This window comes from Limnohabitans sp. (assembly GCF_036804465.1).
Classification (GTDB): domain Bacteria; phylum Pseudomonadota; class Gammaproteobacteria; order Burkholderiales; family Burkholderiaceae_C; genus Limnohabitans.
In genome coordinates this window covers 42897-62906 of sequence record NZ_DAIRSK010000003.1, presented here as the reverse complement: position 1 = coordinate 62906, position 20010 = coordinate 42897, and the positions used below count along the sequence as shown (strand labels likewise).

Annotated in this window: 22 protein-coding genes; 12 read left to right on the top strand and 10 right to left on the bottom strand. The window is 54.2% G+C overall.

Annotated features, from left to right (window positions below; genetic code table 11):
* Positions 1-111 precede the first annotated feature (111 nt).
* From aat to V7Q41_RS02340, 3 genes are read left to right on the top strand one after another with little or no spacing between them, the layout of a single operon-like run.
* A complete protein-coding gene (aat, locus tag V7Q41_RS02350; protein ID WP_333842295.1) occupies positions 112-858 on the top strand; it encodes a leucyl/phenylalanyl-tRNA--protein transferase in 747 nt (248 codons plus the stop codon).
* Entirely contained in the window at positions 855-1598 is a 744-nt protein-coding gene (locus V7Q41_RS02345; RefSeq protein ID WP_333842292.1) for an arginyltransferase, read from the top strand. Before aat ends, V7Q41_RS02345 begins: the two co-directional genes overlap by 4 nt.
* Before the next feature lie 12 nt (positions 1599-1610).
* Positions 1611-2390 carry an IclR family transcriptional regulator gene (locus V7Q41_RS02340; protein ID WP_333842290.1) on the top strand — a complete coding sequence of 260 codons (780 nt, stop codon included), beginning with the start codon at positions 1611-1613 and terminating at the stop codon, positions 2388-2390.
* A gap of 51 nt (positions 2391-2441) precedes the next feature.
* On the opposite strand, the gene V7Q41_RS02335 is transcribed toward V7Q41_RS02340, so the two are convergent.
* The 6 genes from V7Q41_RS02335 to V7Q41_RS02310 all read right to left on the bottom strand — a co-directional run bounded on the left by V7Q41_RS02335 (position 2442) and on the right by V7Q41_RS02310 (position 9550).
* Entirely contained in the window at positions 2442-3413 is a 972-nt protein-coding gene (locus V7Q41_RS02335) for a serine hydrolase (protein WP_333842288.1), read from the bottom strand.
* Positions 3414-3533: 120 nt separating this feature from the next.
* On the bottom strand, positions 3534-5072 hold the full coding sequence (locus V7Q41_RS02330; RefSeq protein WP_333842285.1) for a 2-isopropylmalate synthase: 1539 nt from the start codon (positions 5070-5072) through the stop codon (positions 3534-3536).
* 205 nt (positions 5073-5277) lie between these two features.
* Complete coding sequence (gene pssA / locus V7Q41_RS02325) at positions 5278-6081, bottom strand: CDP-diacylglycerol--serine O-phosphatidyltransferase (protein WP_333842283.1); 804 nt, start codon at positions 6079-6081, stop codon at positions 5278-5280.
* Positions 6082-6189: 108 nt separating this feature from the next.
* Positions 6190-7206: a ketol-acid reductoisomerase gene (ilvC, locus tag V7Q41_RS02320; RefSeq protein WP_333842280.1), complete on the bottom strand. Its 1017-nt coding sequence runs from the start codon at positions 7204-7206 to the stop codon at positions 6190-6192.
* A gap of 38 nt (positions 7207-7244) precedes the next feature.
* Positions 7245-7736 carry an acetolactate synthase small subunit gene (gene ilvN / locus V7Q41_RS02315; RefSeq protein WP_104797333.1) on the bottom strand — a complete coding sequence of 164 codons (492 nt, stop codon included), beginning with the start codon at positions 7734-7736 and terminating at the stop codon, positions 7245-7247.
* A gap of 17 nt (positions 7737-7753) precedes the next feature.
* Positions 7754-9550: an acetolactate synthase 3 catalytic subunit gene (locus V7Q41_RS02310; RefSeq protein ID WP_333842266.1), complete on the bottom strand. Its 1797-nt coding sequence runs from the start codon at positions 9548-9550 to the stop codon at positions 7754-7756.
* Between the two features lie 261 nt (positions 9551-9811).
* Between V7Q41_RS02310 and V7Q41_RS02305 the strand changes: the two genes are divergently transcribed.
* From V7Q41_RS02305 to V7Q41_RS02285, 5 genes are read left to right on the top strand one after another with little or no spacing between them, the layout of a single operon-like run.
* Complete coding sequence (locus V7Q41_RS02305) at positions 9812-10378, top strand: RNA polymerase sigma factor (RefSeq protein ID WP_333842263.1); 567 nt, start codon at positions 9812-9814, stop codon at positions 10376-10378.
* Positions 10375-10812 (top strand): DUF3619 family protein, encoded by a 438-nt coding sequence (locus V7Q41_RS02300; protein WP_333842261.1) that lies wholly within the window; start codon positions 10375-10377, stop codon positions 10810-10812. Before V7Q41_RS02305 ends, V7Q41_RS02300 begins: the two co-directional genes overlap by 4 nt.
* An 8-nt stretch (positions 10813-10820) precedes the next feature.
* A complete protein-coding gene (locus V7Q41_RS02295; protein ID WP_333842258.1) occupies positions 10821-11477 on the top strand; it encodes a DUF3106 domain-containing protein in 657 nt (218 codons plus the stop codon).
* Complete coding sequence (locus V7Q41_RS02290; protein ID WP_333842256.1) at positions 11474-11980, top strand: RDD family protein; 507 nt, start codon at positions 11474-11476, stop codon at positions 11978-11980. Before V7Q41_RS02295 ends, V7Q41_RS02290 begins: the two co-directional genes overlap by 4 nt.
* Before the next feature lie 10 nt (positions 11981-11990).
* Positions 11991-12578: a TIGR00730 family Rossman fold protein gene (locus V7Q41_RS02285; RefSeq protein WP_333842254.1), complete on the top strand. Its 588-nt coding sequence runs from the start codon at positions 11991-11993 to the stop codon at positions 12576-12578.
* 81 nt (positions 12579-12659) lie between these two features.
* Here V7Q41_RS02285 and V7Q41_RS02280 read toward each other — a convergent pair whose 3' ends face one another.
* Together V7Q41_RS02280 and V7Q41_RS02275 are read right to left on the bottom strand one after the other, a co-directional pair.
* Positions 12660-12998: a P-II family nitrogen regulator gene (locus V7Q41_RS02280; protein WP_333842252.1), complete on the bottom strand. Its 339-nt coding sequence runs from the start codon at positions 12996-12998 to the stop codon at positions 12660-12662.
* A 36-nt stretch (positions 12999-13034) separates the two neighbouring features.
* Positions 13035-14690, bottom strand: coding sequence for an NAD+ synthase (locus V7Q41_RS02275; protein ID WP_333842249.1), 1656 nt, complete (start codon positions 14688-14690; stop codon positions 13035-13037).
* A 44-nt stretch (positions 14691-14734) separates the two neighbouring features.
* On the opposite strand from V7Q41_RS02275, the gene V7Q41_RS02270 reads away from it, so the two are divergent.
* On the top strand, positions 14735-15910 hold the full coding sequence (locus V7Q41_RS02270) for a GNAT family N-acetyltransferase (RefSeq protein ID WP_333842246.1): 1176 nt from the start codon (positions 14735-14737) through the stop codon (positions 15908-15910).
* A gap of 66 nt (positions 15911-15976) precedes the next feature.
* On the opposite strand, the gene ppa is transcribed toward V7Q41_RS02270, so the two are convergent.
* The gene (gene ppa, locus V7Q41_RS02265) at positions 15977-16504 is read right to left on the bottom strand and encodes an inorganic diphosphatase (RefSeq protein ID WP_333842244.1); all 528 of its coding nucleotides are present in this window, start codon (positions 16502-16504) and stop codon (positions 15977-15979) included.
* Between the two features lie 94 nt (positions 16505-16598).
* Positions 16599-16742 carry a DUF3149 domain-containing protein gene (locus V7Q41_RS02260; RefSeq protein WP_333842242.1) on the bottom strand — a complete coding sequence of 48 codons (144 nt, stop codon included), beginning with the start codon at positions 16740-16742 and terminating at the stop codon, positions 16599-16601.
* Between the two features lie 111 nt (positions 16743-16853).
* Here V7Q41_RS02260 and moaA point away from each other — a divergent pair, with 111 nt between their 5' ends.
* The 3 genes from moaA to moeA are packed head-to-tail and all read left to right on the top strand — an operon-like array spanning position 16854 to position 19967.
* Positions 16854-18017: a GTP 3',8-cyclase MoaA gene (gene moaA / locus V7Q41_RS02255; protein ID WP_333842239.1), complete on the top strand. Its 1164-nt coding sequence runs from the start codon at positions 16854-16856 to the stop codon at positions 18015-18017.
* 31 nt (positions 18018-18048) lie between these two features.
* Entirely contained in the window at positions 18049-18687 is a 639-nt protein-coding gene (mobA, locus tag V7Q41_RS02250; RefSeq protein WP_333842236.1) for a molybdenum cofactor guanylyltransferase MobA, read from the top strand.
* Positions 18684-19967, top strand: a complete 1284-nt coding sequence (gene moeA / locus V7Q41_RS02245) for a molybdopterin molybdotransferase MoeA (RefSeq protein ID WP_333842234.1) — start codon at positions 18684-18686, stop codon at positions 19965-19967. Before mobA ends, moeA begins: the two co-directional genes overlap by 4 nt.
* The last annotated feature ends 43 nt before the right edge of the window (positions 19968-20010 follow it).

Below are 20010 nucleotides of genomic sequence, written 5' to 3'. Positions count from 1 at the left end.
AGTTCCACTCACGAATGTGACTTAGTTTTGAAGATAAAGCAATTATAATTATAAAGAAAACATTTATCTTTTAAAAACGTTAAAAATAACAATAAAGCAAAAGGAAAATAATTGAATATCCCGTGGTTAGAGCCAGATAGCCCCCTCCCAGCCCCTGAACTTGCCCAAAAAAATGGCTCTGCTTTGGAAGGGCTAGTTGCCGCGGGGGGTGGGTTGTCAGTTGGGCGACTGTGTGAGGCATACCAGCAAGGGATGTTTCCATGGTTTAGCCAAGGACAACCTGTGCTGTGGTGGTCGCCTGATCCGCGCATGGTGCTCCAAACGGCAGATTTCAAACTTCATCGCTCCTTTCGCAAAACCTTGCATAGCTTCATCATGGACGACCAATGCGAAATTCGCATCAATCACGACTTCAGCGCCGTGATTCGACATTGCGCACAGGCCAGCAGAAAGGGCAAACCGGGCACTTGGATCGTGGAAGAAATGATATTGGCCTATGAGGCCCTGCATGCCCAGGGTCTGGCACACACCGTAGAGACTTGGCAAGACAATCGGCTAGTCGGGGGCTTGTATTGCGTGTCTATGGGAGATACCTTGTTTGGCGAGTCCATGTTTGCCCTACAAACAGATGCCTCCAAGATCGCGCTAGCCGCCTTGGTGGCCTTTGCTCGCCATCATGAGCTAGCTTGGATAGACTGCCAACAAAACACCGCACACCTTGCATCGTTGGGTGCACGTGAAATGCCACGCATGAAATTTTTGAAACTTGTGCGAGAGGCCCGCAAAGACGTCTCTCGCGCCTGGCTGTTCCAGCCCGAATATTGGCAAACCCTCTTGTTGGACAAAGCGACCAAGTGACCTACGCCCGTGATTTACCCATGCAAACCGTGCAGTTTTATGCCACGGCTCCCTACCCGTGCAGCTACCTTCCTCACAAAACAGCTCGCTCCCAAGTAGCCACCCCCAGCCACTTGGTGAACAACGATTTGTACACAGAGTTGGTGAATGTTGGGTTTCGGCGCAGCGGTCTATTTACCTACCGCCCTTATTGCGACAACTGCCGCGCATGCATCCCCTTACGTGTGGATGCACAACATTACCAAGCCAACCGAAGCCAACGCCGCGCTTGGGCTCAGCATCAACACTTGGACGTGCGAGTCTTGACGCTAGACTTTCAGCCTGAGCATTACGATTTGTATCTGCGCTACCAATCCCTGCGCCACGCGGGTGGTGGCATGGATGATGACAGCATTGAGCAATACACCCAGTTTTTACTTCAAAGCCGTGTCAACACGAGGTTGGTCGAGTTTCGCGAACCTTCAGACAACGACCAAGCGGGCGCGCTCAAAATGGTCTCGATCGTGGATGTGCTCCATGATGGTTTGTCTGGCGTCTACACTTTTTATGAACCAGAGCCACACACCAGCTACGGCACCTTCAACGTGATGTGGCAAATCGCACAAGCGAAAAAGCTCAATCTCGCCTACGCTTATTTAGGTTACTGGATAAAAGACAGTCCCAAAATGCGCTACAAAGCCAGTTTTAAGCCACATGAATACTTGGTCAACGAAACATGGACGAAATCTGATTTCACATGATAAAATTTCAACATGCGTAAAACCACTGTGCCAAGCACGCCCAATATTCAAGTCATTGAGCGGATTTTCACACTCATTGATGTGCTCGCTTCTCGCGAAGAGGCTATTTCGCTCAAAGAAATCAGTGAACGCACAGGCCTTCACCCGTCCACGACCCACCGCATCTTGAATGACTTGGCCGTGGGTCGCTTTGTCGACCGTCCAGAAGCAGGCAGCTATCGCCTTGGGATGCGCTTGCTTGAGTTAGGCAATTTGGTCAAAGGTCGTTTGAACGTGCGCGATGTCGCCTTTCAGCCCATGCGAGAGTTGCACAAACTCATACAGCAGCCAGTGAATCTCAGCGTGCGTCAAGGTGACGAAATTGTCTACATTGAACGCGCATTCAGCGAGCGTTCGGGCATGCAAGTGGTTCGAGCCATTGGTGGGCGTGCCCCACTCCACCTCACCTCAGTTGGCAAATTATTTTTAGCGTTGGACGACCCGCAACGTGTTCGCGCTTACGCGACGCGCACAGGCCTGAGCGGACAAACCCGCAACAGCCTCACACAGTTGTCAGCCCTAGAGCGCGAACTCTCAAAGGCTCGCCAATATGGGGTGGCACGTGACAACGAGGAGCTTGAACTGGGCGTGCGATGTATGGCGTCGGGCATTTACGATGACCAAGGCAAGTTGGTCGCAGGTTTGTCCATTTCCGCTCCAGCGGATCGGCTCGATGAGGCTTGGCTACCTAAACTTCAAGCCACCACGCAAGGTATTTCTCATGCGCTAGGCTTCAAATTGAACGACGCCTAAAGGACAAAAAAGCCAGCAAGATGGCTGGCTTTTTATGTGTCAACAAGACCGTTAAGTTTGTGGCCGACCGTTGCTGACTTGGTTGGTCTCGACCCACTTGCGAACGCGCTCAGCATCAGAAATACGGCTGAGTTTGCCCGCAGAGTCTAGGAAAACCATGATCAACTTGCGACCAGACACCTTGGCTTGCATCACCAAGCACTGGCCCGCTTCAGAAATGTAGCCCGTTTTTTGCAAACCGATATCCCAATTGGGATTTTTTATCAAACGGTTGGTTGTGTTGTATTGCAAGGTTCGGTTGCCCACTTCCACGCGGTGGCTGGGTGAGGTCGACAACTGGCTCACCGTGTCATCGAGGTAAGCATTCCCCACCAGGGTGGCCAAGTCTTTGGCGCTGGATTGGTTTTGGCTAGACAGGCCCGTTGGCTCTACATAGCGTGTATCACGCATGCCCAACTGGTTGGCTTTGGCGTTCATCAAGCTCACAAAAACAGGCATGCCGCCTGGATAGGTTCGACCCAAGGCATGGGCCGCGCGGTTTTCACTGGCCATCAAAGCCAAATGAAGCAACTCACCGCGCGTCAAAGTGGCGCCTACGCGTAACCGAGAACTGCTGCCCTTTTCGGTGTCCACATCATCTTGGGTGATGGTGATCGACTCGTCCATCGGTAATTTGGCTTCACTGATGATCAAACCTGTCATCAGCTTGGTGATGGAGGCAATAGGCAAAACAGCATGGTCGTTTTTGCTGATCAACACCTCCTGGGTGTCTTGGTCGATCACATAAGCCACGCTGGATTTCAAATCCAACAAGTCACTGGTGGCATGCAAGCCAGCTTTTTGACCAAAAGAAGGAATCAAGGGCGCCGCCTTGACGACCTTGGCGCGACGCACATGGGCCTTCTTGACCGCAGACTTGCTTTTTTGAACAGTGGGTTTTTTCTGATTCGGCGCAGCTGTGGCATGCACAGTGCAAAACGAAGCAAACAAACCAAGTGAGGTCGCAATGAGGAGTCGTTTCAAGGGCTGGTCCTTAATCTTGAAAAACACAATTGCGATGAGTCTAACAAGAAAAGTCACGCAAGATCAAGGACTTGCGTGACTTATTTAATAAATTTGATGCTATGTGACAGTTTTTTCAATTTAACCTTGCGCAGCAACCCGGTCAGCCTTGCTTTGCAGCTTGTTCAACGCACTCAAATAGGCCTTGGCGGAAGCAACCACGATATCTGGGTCAGAGCCCACGCCGTTGACCACACGGCCGCTGTTTTGCAAACGCACCGTCACTTCACCTTGGCTCTCTGTCGAACCACTGATGGCATTGACCGAGTACAACACCATTTCAGCACCGCTCTTGACGTGAGACTCAATCGCTTTGAGTGAAGCGTCGACTGGACCGTTGCCTGCGGAATCGCCTTTGACCTCCTTACCCGCCACGGTAAACACCACACTGGCATGTGGACGCTCACCTGTTTCGCTGTGTTGCGATAAGGAGACAAACGCATACTGTTCGCTTGCATGGCTAACAGACTCTTCGCTGACCAAGGCCAAGATATCCTCGTCAAAAATCTCGCTTTTGCGGTCAGCCAATTCTTTGAACTTGGCAAAAGCCGCGTTGATTTCTGCCTCGCTCTCCAATTGAACCCCCAAGTCTTCCAAGCGTTGCTTGAACGCATTGCGCCCGCTGAGTTTGCCCAACACAATTTTGTTGGCGCTCCAGCCTACGTCTTCCGCACGCATGATTTCATAGGTGTCACGCGCTTTGAGCACGCCGTCTTGGTGGATGCCAGAGGCATGCGCAAAGGCATTTGCGCCAACCACCGCCTTGTTGGGTTGCACCACAAAGCCAGTGGTTTGGCTCACCATGCGGCTGGCAGCCAATATTTGCTGGGTGTCGATGTTCATGGTGAGGTCAAAGTAATCGCGGCGTGTTTTGATGGCCATGACCACCTCTTCCAACGAACAGTTACCTGCGCGTTCACCCAAACCATTGACCGTGCATTCCACCTGACGTGCGCCACCAATCTTGACACCCGCCAACGAGTTGGCCACGGCCATGCCCAAATCGTTGTGGCAGTGAACGGACCAAATGGCTTTGTCAGAGTTGGGGACACGCTCGCGTAAAGTTTTGATGAAGTTGCCATACAACTCTGGAATGGCGTAGCCCACGGTGTCTGGAATGTTGATGGTGGTGGCACCCTCAGCAATCACTGCCTCGACCACGCGGCACAAAAAGTCCATCTCGCTGCGGTATCCGTCTTCGGCGCTGAACTCGATGTCCCCCACCAAGTTGCGGGCAAATCGCACCGACTGTTTGGCTTGCTCAAGCACCTGCTCGGGCGACATGCGCAACTTCTTTTCCATGTGCAACGGCGAGGTGGCAATAAAAGTATGAATGCGTGCGCTGTTGGCACCTTTGAGTGCTTCAGCCGCACGGCTGATGTCTCGGTCATTGGCGCGTGACAACGAGCAAACAGTGGCATCTTTGATGGCTTTGGCGATGCCCTGCACCGCTTCAAAGTCTCCGTTTGAGCTGGCCGCAAAACCAGCCTCGATCACATCCACCTTCAATCGCTCCAGTTGCCGGGCAATGCGCAGTTTTTCATCGCGCGTCATGGAAGCGCCGGGCGACTGTTCGCCATCACGCAAGGTGGTGTCAAAAATAATGAGCTTATCGGTCATGGTCAGGACTCCTCAATTTAAAAAACCTGCAACGTTTGTATCAGCCCCAAAGCAAAAGGCCCGCTGCATGTGCATACGGGCCTTGTGGGGTTTGCGCGTGCGCTACCAACTCCGCCCGGTGGGGGATAGAAGTAGTAGGGCCAGCGAAAAATTTGTCATGTCTTGAATTTAGCACAAAGCCAACTGGTTTGTTGCACACTGTGTCTCATTTATGCAAACCCGCTTCATCGGGCTCATCTGTAGAGGTGCTAATGAGGCTCGTTTGAATGCCTTTGGCTCGGCGCCATGCATACAAGACATAGCCGCTCAATCCATACAACATGAACAAAGCAAACAACACAATGGGGGGATGGATGTTGATCACCGCAATCACCAAGGCCAACATCACAATCACAGCAAATGGCACACTTTTCTTCATCTGCACATCTTTGAAGCTGTAAAAAGGCACATTGGTGACCATGGTCAAACCCGAATACAAACACCACGCAAACATAGGCCACGCGACCTCAGGGCCGGAGATATTCATTTCAGTCATGAGCCACATAAAGCCCATCACCAAAGCCGCCGCCGCCGGCGAAGGCAGGCCTTGGAAAAAACGCTTGTCCACCACGGCCGTGTTCACATTGAATCGGGCCAGACGCAAGGCCGCACAAGAAATATAGACAAAGGCGGCCACCCAACCCCAACGACCCAAACCCTTGAGTGCCCACTCATACGAAATCAAAGCAGGCGCTGCACCAAAGGACACCATGTCTGCCAAAGAGTCCATTTGTTCACCAAACGCGCTTTGCGTGTTGGTCATGCGGGCCACGCGGCCGTCTAAGCTGTCAAGCACCATGGCACAAAACACGCCAATCGCGGCCATTTCATAACGCTCATTCATGGCCATGACGATGGCGTAAAACCCCCCGAACAACGCAGCCAAGGTGAACAAGTTGGGCAAGACATAAATGCCTTTGCTGGGCTTGCGTGGCACAAATTCATCTGCATGGTCTTGTTGTTCTGTCATTCGAGTTGTTCCGAAAAGTAGATCTTGAGTGTAAGCGCTGCACCAACTGGCCCCCCAAAAACGACAAAGGCCACCGAGGTGGCCTTTGTCGGTACCAACAGCGTGCGCTTAGTTGCGGGTTTGGTCAACCAGTTTGTTCTTGGAAATCCAAGGCATCATGGCACGCAATTTTTCACCCACGATTTCGATGGAGTGCTCAGCATTCAAGCGACGACGTGCGGTCATGCTTGGGTAGTTGGTCTTGCCTTCCAAAATGAACATCTTGGCGTACTCGCCAGTTTGGATGCGTTTCAAGGCTGCACGCATGGCTTGGCGCGATTGCTCGTTGATGACTTCTGTACCCGTCACGTACTCGCCGTATTCGGCGTTGTTGGAGATCGAGTAGTTCATGTTGGCGATGCCGCCTTCGTACATCAAGTCCACGATCAACTTCAACTCGTGCAAGCACTCGAAGTAAGCCATTTCAGGGGCGTAGCCAGCTTCGGTCAAGGTTTCGTAGCCCATCTTCACCAATTCAACAGCGCCACCGCATAAGACAGCTTGTTCACCAAACAAGTCGGTTTCTGTTTCTTCTTTGAAGTTGGTCTCGATGATGCCGCCTTTGCCGCCACCGTTGGCCATGGCGTAGCTCAAAGCCAAGTCACGCGCTTTGCCCGACTTGTCTTGGTAGACCGCGATCAAAGATGGCACACCACCGCCTTTGAGGTACTCAGAACGCACGGTGTGGCCTGGGCCTTTGGGGGCGACCATGATCACGTCCAAGTCAGCACGTGGAATGACTTGGTTGTAATGCACATTGAAACCGTGCGCAAAAGCCAAGGTAGCGCCTTGCTTCATGTTGGGAGCAACGTTGTTGTTGTAGACATCTGGGATGTTTTCGTCAGGCAACAAGATCATGACCACGTCAGCCGCTTTGACGGCGTCGTTGACTTCCAACACGTTCAAACCAGCCTTGGCCACTTTGTCCCATGAGGCGCCGCCCTTGCGCAGACCGACCACGACTTTGACGCCGCTTTCGTTCAAGTTTTGTGCGTGCGCATGGCCTTGCGAGCCATAGCCAATGATGGCCACAGTCTTGCCTTTGATGAGGGACAGATCACAATCTTTGTCGTAAAAAACTTTCACAGGGTTCTCCTAAAAAATACTTTGAAAAGGGTTGGAATTTAAACGCGCAAGATGCGCTCACCGCGGCCAATGCCACAAGCGCCCGTGCGAACAGTTTCAAGGATTGCGCTGCGGTCAATCGCCTCTAAGAACGCATCGTTCTTCGACAGGTCGCCCGTCAACTCAATGGTGTAGCTCTTCTCGGTCACATCAATGATGCGACCCCGAAAAATATCAGCCATACGCTTCATTTCTTCACGCTCTTTGCCTACGGCACGAACCTTGACCAGCATCAACTCGCGTTCGGTGTAAGCACCTTCAGTCAAATCGACCACTTTGACGACTTCAATCAATCGGTTCAGGTGCTTGGTGATTTGCTCAATCACCTCATCAGAGCCATGCGTTTGAATGGTCATCCGAGACAAACTAGCGTCTTCGGTAGGCGCAACGGTGAGAGATTCGATGTTGTAGCCACGGGCCGAGAACAAGCCCACCACGCGAGATAGCGCACCGGGTTCGTTTTCAAGCATCAGGGAAATGATGTGTTTCATGTTGTCATCCTTCCCGTTCAAAGGTCTTCACTGCCAAGCAGCATTTCAGTGATGCCCTTGCCGGCTTTCACCATGGGGAACACGTTCTCGGTGGGATCGGTACGAAAGTCGATGAACACCGTGCGGTCTTTGAGGCGACGCGCTTCACGCAAAGCGGGTTCCACATCCTCAGGCCGCTCAACCAGTATTCCCACATGGCCATAAGCTTCGGCCAACTTCACAAAGTCAGGCAAAGCGTCCATGTAGCTGCTGCTGTAGCGGCTCTCGTACTCAATTTCTTGCCATTGACGCACCATACCCAAGTAGCGGTTGTTGAGCGCCAACACTTTGATCGGTGTGTTGTACTGAAAACAGGTGGAGAGTTCTTGGATACACATTTGCACCGAACCCTCGCCTGTCACGCAAAACACCTCGCTGTCAGGCTTGGCCAACTTGATGCCCATGGCGTAAGGAATGCCCACGCCCATGGTGCCCAAACCGCCTGAGTTGATCCAGCGACGTGGTTCATCAAAGCCGTAGTACTGAGCAGCCCACATTTGGTGCTGCCCCACATCGGAGGTGATGTAAGTGTCCGTGCCCTTGGTCATGTTGTGCAAAGTCTCAATCACGTACTGAGGCTTGATGACGTCGGTGTTGCTTCGGTCATACTTCAAGCAATCGCGCTTGCGCCACCCTTCGATGGTTTCCCACCATCCGGACAAAGCAGCGGCATCGGGCTTCAAGGCTGACTCCTTGATCATGTCGATCATCTCAACCAGCACATCTTTGACATCGCCTACGATGGGGATGTCAACCTTCACACGCTTAGAAATGCTGGATGGGTCGATGTCGATATGGATGATCTTTCGCTCGTTCAAGGCAAAGTGTTTGGGGTTACCAATCACCCGATCATCAAACCGTGCGCCAACAGCCAGCAACACATCACAGTTTTGCATGGCGTTGTTGGCTTCAATCGTGCCATGCATGCCCAACATACCCAAAAACTTAGGCGCACTGGCAGGATAGGCACCCAAGCCCATCAAGGTATTGGTCACTGGGTAACCCAACATGTCCACCAAGGTGCGTAGCTCTTGCGACGCGTTGCCCAGCAACACACCGCCACCGGTATAGATATAGGGGCGCTTGGCCGCCATCAGCAGTTGTAAAGCCTTGCGTATTTGACCGCCATGGCCCTTGCGCACAGGGTTGTATGAACGCATGTGCACTTCGGCGGGATAACCTTCATAAGCCGTTTTCTTGAAAGACACGTCTTTTGGAATATCCACCACCACAGGCCCTGGGCGTCCACTGCGAGCAATGTGAAATGCTTTTTTCATGGTCAACGCCAAGTCGCGGACGTCCTTGACCAGAAAATTGTGTTTGACGATAGGACGGGTGATACCGATGGTGTCGCACTCTTGGAAGGCATCCAAGCCAATCGCGTGCGTAGGCACTTGCCCCGTGATGATCACCATGGGAATACTGTCCATGTAAGCGGTGGCAATGCCGGTCACAGCATTGGTCGCACCTGGACCAGAAGTGACCAAGGCTACGCCAACGTCACCTGTGGCGCGCGCATAGCCGTCAGCGGCATGAACCGCAGCTTGCTCATGCCGAACCAACACGTGCTGAATCGTGTTTTGGTTGTAAAGCGCGTCATAAATGTAGAGAACTGCACCACCGGGATAGCCCCAGATGTGTTTGACGTTTTCAGCTTGTAGCGCCTTGACGAGGATTTCGGCGCCCATCAGTTCTTTGGACTGACCGCCAGAGGCGGTTGGAGAATGTGCGCCGGAGGCGGTTGCGGAATGCGATTCCGACTTTGGAGTGTTCATTGGTGTACCTTTTAACCTGAGTGAATTTCGTCAACGAAAAACCTTGGGTGCTTCTTGGCGAACCCTTGTGGGGCAGCATCGAAACTTTGGACCTGTAGCCATAGACGCATGGTTCGCGCCGGACCGAGACCCGTTTGCCTTTTTTGTCGAATTGCAGCCTTAGATTATGACATCCTCTTTTCAAGGATTGCGTCTCTCAGAACAAAAACCTAAGGCTAGTGCCATAATCGCGCCCGATTCAAACATGAACCCTCATCGTCAGTGGCCACCGAACAAGAACTGTCAGACTTTCTAAAAAGCGTCGAGAAGCGTGCCTTCAAACGCTCGGTCTATCACGTTCGTGATGATGAAGCGGCGCTAGACATTGTCCAAGACAGCATGATGAAACTCGCCGAACATTACGGCGACAAGCCAGCCCAAGAGTTGCCCATGCTCTTTCACAGAATCTTGTCAAACACCACACTTGACTGGTTTAGGCGCAACAAAACTCGAAAAGCGTTGTTCAGCAACTTCAGCGACTTTGATTCAGACCAAGATGAAGGCGAATTTAATCTTTTAGAGGCCTTGGCCGTCGAAAATGACAGCCAAACCACACAAAGTGCAGAAGATAACTTTGCCAGCGTAGCAAATGTTCACGATATTGAGGTAGAAATACAAAACTTGCCCGCACGTCAACGAGAAGCCTTCTTGCTGCGTTATTGGGAGGATCTAGATGTTTCGGAAACAGCTGTTGCCATGGGCTGTTCAGAAGGAAGCGTCAAAACACATTGCTCTCGGGCTGTTTTGGCATTGAGCAAAGCGCTTAAATTAAAGGGAATTCAACCATGACACATACCGCAAATACCCATGACCAGTTTGGTTTGCGCATTGCTGCCCAACTGAATTCAGCCAGCCTTGCCCTGCCACACGACATCACTGAGCGTCTGCGGGCTGCGCGCACACGCGCCGTGGCTGCTCGCTTGAAACCCCAAACCCGTTTGCAAACCAGCACGGCTGTGGTTCATCAAAATGGTGCAGCCTTACTCAACTTTGGCGGAGACGAAGGTCTTAACCTTTGGAGCCGCTTGGCCTCCTTCTTGCCTTTGATTGCTTTGGTGGCAGGCTTAGCCCTGATTCAAAACATCATGGATGACGACCGCGCCAATGAGTTAGCCGAAGTTGACTCTGCCTTGTTGGTTGACGATTTGCCACCTGCTGCGTATGCCGACCCAGGTTTTCTTCAGTTCTTGAAAAATCCCATCGCCCTAGACCCTCAGGAGTAACTGCCTCCATGTTGTTTCAACGGCTGTTCAGCACGTCATTCATCGCGCAACTCGTGCTCAGTGGTGCCATCTTGTTTGATGGCGTCATCGTGAGCGCACAAACCCCACCCGCTTTGGGCTCTAAGCCAACACCCAGCGTGCTGGGTCGCCCTTTGTGGACGGATTTGGCCGATTCACAACAACAAGCCCTCGCCCCATTGGCGCAGCTGTGGCCCACGATGACTGAACCACACAAGCGCAAATGGCTGGCCATCTCACAAAACTTTGGCCAGCTCACGGCAGAGGAGCAAGTGACTGTTCAAGGCCGCATGCGCGAATGGGCGGCACTTAGCCCCCAACAACGCACCGCGGCGCGTTTGAATTACGCCGATGCCAAACAACTTCTGCAAGATGACAAAAAAGCCAAATGGGAAGCCTACCAAGCCCTCTCACCAGAAGCCAAGAACAAACTGGCAACGCAGCAAAGTCAACCCATACAAGGTGCAGCCCCAGCGATCAAACCTGTGCCTGCTGCCAAACTCACCCCCTCTCCTGTTGCCAGCGGCAACAAGCCCCTGCCCAGGATCGCCACAGATCAAGTCGCCCCCACCACCTTGCTACCCAATCCCATCACCAGCACAGCGCCAACTAGTGTCAGCACTGAAAGCACAGTGACGCCTCAATGATGCTCGAGTTGACTGCCCCAAGCCTGCTACGCCGCATGGCGTGCTGGCTCTACGAAGGCATGCTTTTGTTTGCGGTGCTCTTTATCTCGGGCTACTTATTCAGCACACTCAGCCAGACACGCCACGCATTGGACAACCGTCTCGGCTTACAAGCCTTTTTATTCCTGGTGGTCGGCATCTACTTCACTTGGTTTGGCACAAAAGGCCAAACTTTGGCCATGAAAACTTGGCACATACGCGTCGTCGATACGCTGGGCCAATCGCTCAGCCAAAAACGCGCATTGTTGCGTTATTTGCTGAGTTGGATCTGGTTCATTCCGCCTTTGGCACTGGTGGGGCCTTACGCGCTCAGCGGTAGCGAAACAGCTGTTCTTTTCTTTGGCTGGGTCGCCATTTGGGCGTTGCTCAGTCGCTTTCATCCTTTGCGCCAGTTTTGGCATGATGCAATGGCTGGCACACGACTCGTCAATGCGCAGCCCAAAGCGACTGAAAAAAAATCTTGACCGTTCCTCTATGAATTCACCCGCTTTTTCTCTGTGCGTCTATTGCGGCTCACGCAACGGCACCCTCCCCGACTATGCGGATGTAGCCAAACAAGTTGGCACTTGGATCGGTCAACACAACGGCCAACTGGTTTACGGCGGTGGCAACAACGGCTTGATGGGCTTGGTTGCCCAAGCCACCGCGGAGGCAGGCGGCCGCGTCGTGGGCATCATTCCCAAAGCACTACAAAGCTCTGAAAACACGCGCACCGTTTGCACCGAGTTGCACATAGTCGACACCATGCACGAGCGCAAACACATGATGGCCAAACGCGCCGATGTGTTCTTGGCCTTGCCCGGCGGCATTGGCACGTTTGAAGAATTTTTTGAAGTATGGACTTGGCGCCAACTTGGCTACCACGACAAACCCATTGGCCTGCTCAACACCCAAGGCTACTACGATGGGTTGCTGGAATTTGTCAACCACAGCGTGAACCATGGTTTTTTGAACGACTGGCAAATGGACCTCATTCGCAGTGGCACTGAACCCAAAGCACTGCTCCAAGAACTGGTCCAAGCCGCAGGCTTTTCGCCAGAGCCCAAGCTGGCGGAGCTCTGAACTTTGCCCACAAAAAAGCCGCGGCCCCTAAAGGCTGCGGCTTTTCTTTTATATGGAATGCGTGATCACTCAAGGGCAAGATCACACGGCAGATTCATCCAACTCGCCGGTGCGAATACGCACCACACGCTCCACAGGTGTCACAAAAATTTTGCCATCACCAATTTTTCCCGTGCGGGCTGCGCGCACGATGGCATCCACACAGTTGTCTACATCATCGCTCTTCACAGTCACCTCAACCTTGACTTTGGGCAAAAAATCAACCACATACTCCGCGCCACGGTATAGCTCGGTGTGGCCTTTTTGACGACCAAAGCCTTTGACCTCTGTCACGGTCAAGCCAGTCACACCACACTCGGCCAAAGCTTCGCGAACTTCTTCTAGTTTGAATGGTTTGATGATGGCGGTGATTTGCTTCATATTCAAAATCCTTGAAATCGATAGAGGAGCCTAGAGTCAGGCACGAAATTTGTTAGTTATAGGATAACGCCAATCCTTGCCAAAACTGCGGTGAGTGACGCGAATTCCCACCGGCGATTGACGGCGTTTGTACTCGTTGATGCGGATCAGGCGGGTCACCTTCTCCACATCGGCACGCGCAAAGCCAGCAGCAATGATGTCTTGCGAGCTTTGGTCGTTCTCCATGAAGCGCGAGACGATCTCATCCAACACCTCATAGGGCGGCAAACTGTCTTGGTCGGTTTGGTCAGGGCGCAACTCAGCGCTGGGTGGACGTGTGATGATGCGGTCAGGAATAGGCTCAACACCCGTGCCAAAGGGGTCGTTGGCATTGCGCCAGCGGGCTAACTTGAACACCAAGGTCTTGGCTACATCTTTGATCACCGCAAAGCCACCCGCCATGTCGCCGTAAAGCGTGCAGTAGCCAGTGGCCATTTCGCTCTTGTTGCCAGTGGTCAGCACGATAGACCCAAACTTGTTCGACAAAGCCATCAGCAAGGTGCCACGGATGCGGGCTTGGATATTCTCTTCTGTGGTGTCAGGCTGCGTACCTGCAAAATCCGCCTTGAGCGAGCCAAGAAATGCCTCAAACTCTGGCACGATGGACACCTCGTCATAGCGCACACCCAAACGCTGAGCCATCTCGCGTGCATCCAGCCAGCTCATTTCTGCGGTGTAGGGCGACGGCATCATGACTGAGCGCACCTTGTCTGCACCCAAGGCATCCACCGCAATAGCCAGCACCAAGGCCGAATCAATACCACCCGACAAGCCAAGCAACACGCCAGGAAAACCGTTTTTGCCAATGTAGTCGCGCACGCCCAGCACCAAGGCATGCCACAGGTCAGCTTCGAGCGAACCATCTTTCACAACTTCACCAAACAAGAGGCCACCTTGCGTCACATCCACTCGAAACGATGCCACTTGAAAGCTCGGCGCACGTGCGGCCAACGCCCCATCGGCATTGAGGGCAAATGAACGGCCCTCAAACACCACCTCGTCTTGTCCACCCACCAAATGCGCGTAAATCAGAGGCAAGCCGGTGGCTTTGACGCGACCACGCATGGCTTGCTCACGCTCGTCGCCTTTGCCCACATGAAAAGGAGAGGCATTGATGACGGCTAACAGCTCGGCGCCCGCCACTTTGGCCTGCGCCGCAGGCTCCTCAAACCAAGCATCTTCACAAATCAGCAAACCCACTTTTGTGCCCGCCACCTCAAATACACAAGCCTGGTCACCAGCGAGGAAATAACGCCGTTCGTCAAACACTTGATAGTTGGGCAGCTCGCGCTTGGCATAAGCAGCCACCACTTGGCCTTCGCACACCACACTCGCCATGTTGAAGCGTCGTTGCACCGACACCGAACGTGTCCGTTCGTCACCGCCACAAGGGTGGCCCACCACCACATGCAAACCCATCAACCCGCTGAGCGCAGCGGACACCGTTTTCAAGGCATCATCACAAGCTGCGATAAACGAAGGGCGCAGAAACAAATCCTCGGCGGCGTAGCCGCACAGCGACAACTCGGGGGTGAGCACCAAACGCACACCATCTTGGTACGCCGCGGTGGCACACTCGATGATTTTCTGGGCGTTACCCGCCATGTCCCCCACCACGAAATTCAACTGAGCAACGCAAATTTTGAGAGTCATGGCAGCAGGCACATCGTCCAAAGTAAAACAGGTTTAACAAGAAAATGGATTATGTCATTCGCACCCACACGAGCCCGCTCGATATCCCTGCTCAAGCGTGGGACGCATTACTGGCCTTGCAAGACGCGCCCTCGCCCTTTATGCAGCATGCCTATGTGGCCGCCCTTCACACCAGTGGCAGTGCCACACCTGATACGGGTTGGACGCCACAATTTATATCGCTTTGGCAGGGCAACGAGTTGGCCGCAGCCAGTGTCCTGTATATCAAAGCCCACTCTTATGGCGAATACGTCTTTGACTGGGCCTGGGCCAATGCCTATGCCAACCATGGCCTGAACTACTTTCCCAAAGCCACCTGCGCCGTCCCCTTCACGCCCGTGCCGGGCTCGCGTTTGCTAGCCATCGACGCGACAGCTCGCCAAGCCCTGCTCATGGCCATGGTGGACCTTGCAAAGCAGCACCAGCTGTCATCCCTGCATCTCCTTTTCACCAGCCCTGACGACCGCGCAGCTTGCAACGCAATGGGCCTGATGCAACGCCAAACCGTGCAATTCCATTGGCACAACGCCAATCCACTCGGCCAACGCTTTGAGAACTTCGATGCGTTTCTAGCCACACTCGCCCAAGACAAACGTAAAAAAATCAAACAAGAACGCCGCCGTGTGGCCGATGCAGGCGTCAGCTTTCGCACGTCGGTGGGTGCAGCCATCCGCCGTGAGGACTGGCAGTTTTTCTACCAATGCTATGAACGCACCTACCTTGAACACGGCAATGCGCCCTACCTGAGCAAGGCTTTTTTTGAACGCATGCAACACGACATGCCGCACAACTGGGTGCTGTTTGTGGCCGAGCGCGAAGGCCGCCCCATCGCCAGCAGCTTGGTGGCTGTGCAAGACCTTGGCACAGACCAAGCGATCGCCTATGGACGTTATTGGGGCGCACTCGAGCGGGTGGACTGCCTGCACTTTGAGGCCTGCTACTACCAACCCCTAAACTGGTGCATCGCCAATGGTGTGCAGCGTTTTGAAGGCGGCGCCCAAGGCGAACACAAAATGGCCCGCGCCCTCATGCCTGTGGCCACTTACAGCGCGCATTGGCTGGCCCACCCGGCGTTTGCCGATGCGGTGGAACGGTTTTTAGAACGAGAGTCAGCTGGGGTCGACAACTACCTCGACCACTTGGCAGAGCGCAGCCCGTTCAAACGCCAAGAGCCGCAGTAAAACGCACACAAATTCACAGAAACAAAAAAGCCCGCATCAGCGGACTTTGATGAACACAAGCAGAAATTACTTGTTGTAATTGGCCATGCCGTCCACGATTTCTTTGTGGGCAGAGGCAATGCCTTCCCAACCCTTGACCTTGACCCACTTGCCTTTTTCGAGGTCTTTGTAGTGTTCAAAGAAATGGGCGATTTGTTGCAGCTGCAACTCATGGATGTCGGCCAATGATTTGATGTGGCTGTAGCGGGCCAAGATTTTCTCGGTAGGCACAGCCAACACTTTACCGTCTATGCCGCCCTCGTCTTCCATCATCAAAATACCCAAGGCACGGCAAGGCACCACCACGCCGGGCGGCAATGGGAAAGGTGTCATCACCAACACGTCCACAGGGTCGCCATCACCAGCAATGGTTTGGGGCACATACCCATAGTTGGTGGGGTAGTGCATGGCCGTGCCCATGAAGCGGTCCACAAACAGAGCGCCAGACTCTTTGTCGACTTCGTACTTCACGGGGTCCGAGTTCATCGGAATTTCGATGATCACGTTGAAGGCTTCAGGAACTTTGCTACCGGGGGTGACTTGATTCAGGGACATGGTGTCTTGAGATGAAAGTTAAAAAATAAACTAAGAGGATTAACTCTGATTTTACTTTCACGGGGCTTGCACCCCGGACTTGTCTTTCAAACCATTATTCATGCGTGCTTTTGCCGGTTTCGTCCATCAACCCCAAAAACACGCGTAAAAAATAAACCGCCATCACCAACGTAAAGACGATGACAGCCAAGCTCATCAAGCCATAGTCAGTAGAAAAAAGGTCAATCCAAGCTTTCATGAGGGTGCTCCTAGGCATTGCAATGCCTTGACTTTGCAGGGTTTGAAGGGATGGCGCCATGATCTATATCAACAGTGAAGGGATTGGCCACTCAGGCAAAATGACTCCCCTATGTCTGAACGCGTGATTCCCCTTGTCGACCAACGGCTACTGGCTCTGCCAGCCACCTTGCCTGCCCACCCCATCCGCGCCACGGGCGTGCTCGGCGACAGCTTGGGCCGCCCGCTGCACGATCTGCGCATCAGCGTGACCGACCGTTGCAACTTTCGCTGCAACTACTGCATGCCCAAAGAGGTGTTCAACAAAGACTACGCCTACCTGCCCCACGGCGACCTGCTGAACTTTGAGGAAATCACCCGCCTGGCCAAAGTGTTTGTGTCTCACGGCGTGCGCAAAATTCGCCTCACCGGCGGCGAGCCGCTGCTGCGCAAGAACCTTGAAATCTTGGTGGAGCAATTGGCCAACATCCAAACACCCGACGGCACGCCACTCGACCTCACCCTCACCACCAACGGCTCGCTGTTAGCCCGCAAAGCTCAGTCACTTCAATCAGCCGGGCTCAACCGCGTGACCGTGAGCTTAGATGGCCTAGATGACGCCGTGTTTCGCGAAATGAACGATGTGGACTTTCCTGTCGCCGATGTGCTCGACGGCATTGCCGCTGCCAAAGAAGCGGGCTTGGGGCTGGACGCCAATGGACTGTTCTCTGGCCTCAAAGTCAACATGGTGGTCAAGCGGCGCACCAACGTTGACCAAATTTTGCCCATGGCCCGCCACTTCAGGGGCAGTGGCATCACCCTGCGCTTCATCGAATACATGGACGTAGGCGCCACCAATGGCTGGTGCATGGATGACGTGCTGCCTTCTGCGCAGGTGATTCAACGCATTCAACAAGAATTTCCACTCGTGGCGCTTGAGGCCAGCTCACTGGGCGAAACTGCCCAGCGCTGGGGCTATGCCAATGCTGCTGGGCTGTTTGACCCCGCCTTGGGCGAAGTGGGCGTCATCAGCAGCGTGACGCAAGCTTTCTGCCAAGACTGCAACCGCGCTCGCCTGTCTACCGAAGGCAAGCTCTATCTGTGCTTGTTTGCCACGAAAGGTTACGACTTGCGCAGCCTCATGCGTGGCGCACAAGCCAGCGATGCAGACATTGCCTCGGCCATCGGCCACATTTGGCAGGGCCGCGATGACCGCTACTCTGAGCTCAGGGCCTCTATGCCAGCCGACGGCGCGCCATCGGCACGTCGGGTGGAGATGAGCTACATCGGCGGCTAAACCGCAACACACCCACACAGCAACCAAACACATGACACACACCATCGCGCCTCAAGACATCACCGGCCTCATCTTGGCAGGCGGCCGCGGCAGCCGCATGGGCGGCGTCGACAAAGGCTTGCAAAACTTCAACGGCATCCCTCTCGCCCTGCATGCACTCATGCGCCTTGGACCCCAAGTCGAAAGCGTGATGGTCAATGCCAACCGCAACCTCTCGGCCTATGAGTCGTTTGGCGCCTCGGTTTGGCCCGACGCCTCAGCCGACTTTGCAGGTCCCTTATCCGGCTTTTTGGCCGGCTTGGAACGCGCTGAAACCCCCTACATCCTGACCGTGCCTTGCGACACACCGCGCTTGCCACTCGATTTGGCTCAGCGCCTCGCTGCAGCTTTGGTCAGCGAAGACGCCGACATTGCCATGGCAGCAGCGCCCGAAACCGATGAACATGGCCAAACTCAGCTGCGTACGCAGCCCGTGTTTTGCTTGATGAAGATCGAACTCTCTGAGAGCTTGGTCAAGTTCACACATGCCGGTGGCCGCAAAATTGATGCCTGGACCGCTCAACACAAAACTGTCGCCGTGCCCTTTGACGCCCCTGGCGACGACCCGCTGGCCTTTGCCAACGTCAACACCTTGAGCGAGCTGCAAGCCCTTGAAAACGCCGCACCATGAAAAGCTTAGATGAGATTGCCGCCGCCCTGCAAGGCTATGACCCACAAGCCTTGAGCGTGGACCAAGTCAACGCATTTTTGGCTGAGTTGGTGCAGCCCGTCTCTGCCCACGAATCGCAAGACGTGTACTTGTTTGACGCCTTGGGTCGCGTGTTGGCGCAAGACGTGGATTCACCCATCCATGTGCCCGCGCACAACAACTCAGCCATGGATGGATTTGCCTTCGATGCAGCTCAGCTGAAAGTCGACCAAGCCCTCAGCCTGCGCGTGGTGGGCACGGCGCTCGCCGGCAAAGCTTGGCCTGGCAAGGTCAATGTGGGCGAATGCCTCAAGATCATGACCGGCGCCATCCTGCCCGACAACTTAGACACCGTGGTGCCCCAAGAGTTCTGCCAACTCGCCAGCGCACAGGATGTGACCACCATCACCATACCGCCCAATATTTTGAAAGCGGGCGACAACCGCCGCATGATGGGTGAAGACCTGATGCAAGGCCAAGCGGCCCTCAAAGCAGGCCAACACCTCACACCCGCAGCACTGGGCTTGGTTGCCAGCTTGGGCCTGCCCGATGTGCGGGTGCACCGGCGCTTGCGCGTGGCCTATTTCTCCACTGGCGACGAAGTATTGAGCTTGGGCGACGCTCCCCGCGAAGGCGCGGTTTACGACAGCAACCGCTACACCGTGTTTGGGTTGCTCACGCGCATGGGCTGTGAAGTGATGGACATGGGCGTGGTGCGTGACGAACCTGCGCAGCTCGAAGCTGCGTTTGCCAAAGCGGCCCTTGAGGCCGATGCCATCATCACCAGCGGTGGGGTGAGTGTGGGTGAAGCCGACTTCACCAAAGCCATGATGAAAAAGCTCGGCGACGTGGCGTTTTGGAAAATCGCCATGCGTCCGGGCCGCCCCATGGCAGTGGGCCGCATTGGCAAGTCGGTGTTGTTTGGTTTGCCCGGCAACCCCGTGGCGGTGATGGTGACCTTCCTCGCTTTTGTGCGCCCTGCGCTCTTGCGCATGATGGGCAGCACCGCACAGCCTGCACCGATGGTGCGCGCGAGGTGTTTAGAACCTCTGCGTAAAAAAGCAGGCCGCACCGAATACCAACGTGGCTTTGTCAGCAGTGCAGCGGACGGCACGCTGCAAGTGCGCACCACCGGCAACCAAGGTTCAGGCGTGCTGAGCTCAATGGTGCAAGGCAACGGCCTGATCGTGCTGCATCACGCGCAAGGCCATGTCGCCGTGGGTGATGAGGTGGATGTGATGATGTTTGAGGGCGCTATCTAGTCAAGCGCGGATTAGCGGGTAGGCGTCAAGCGTGAACTAGAAG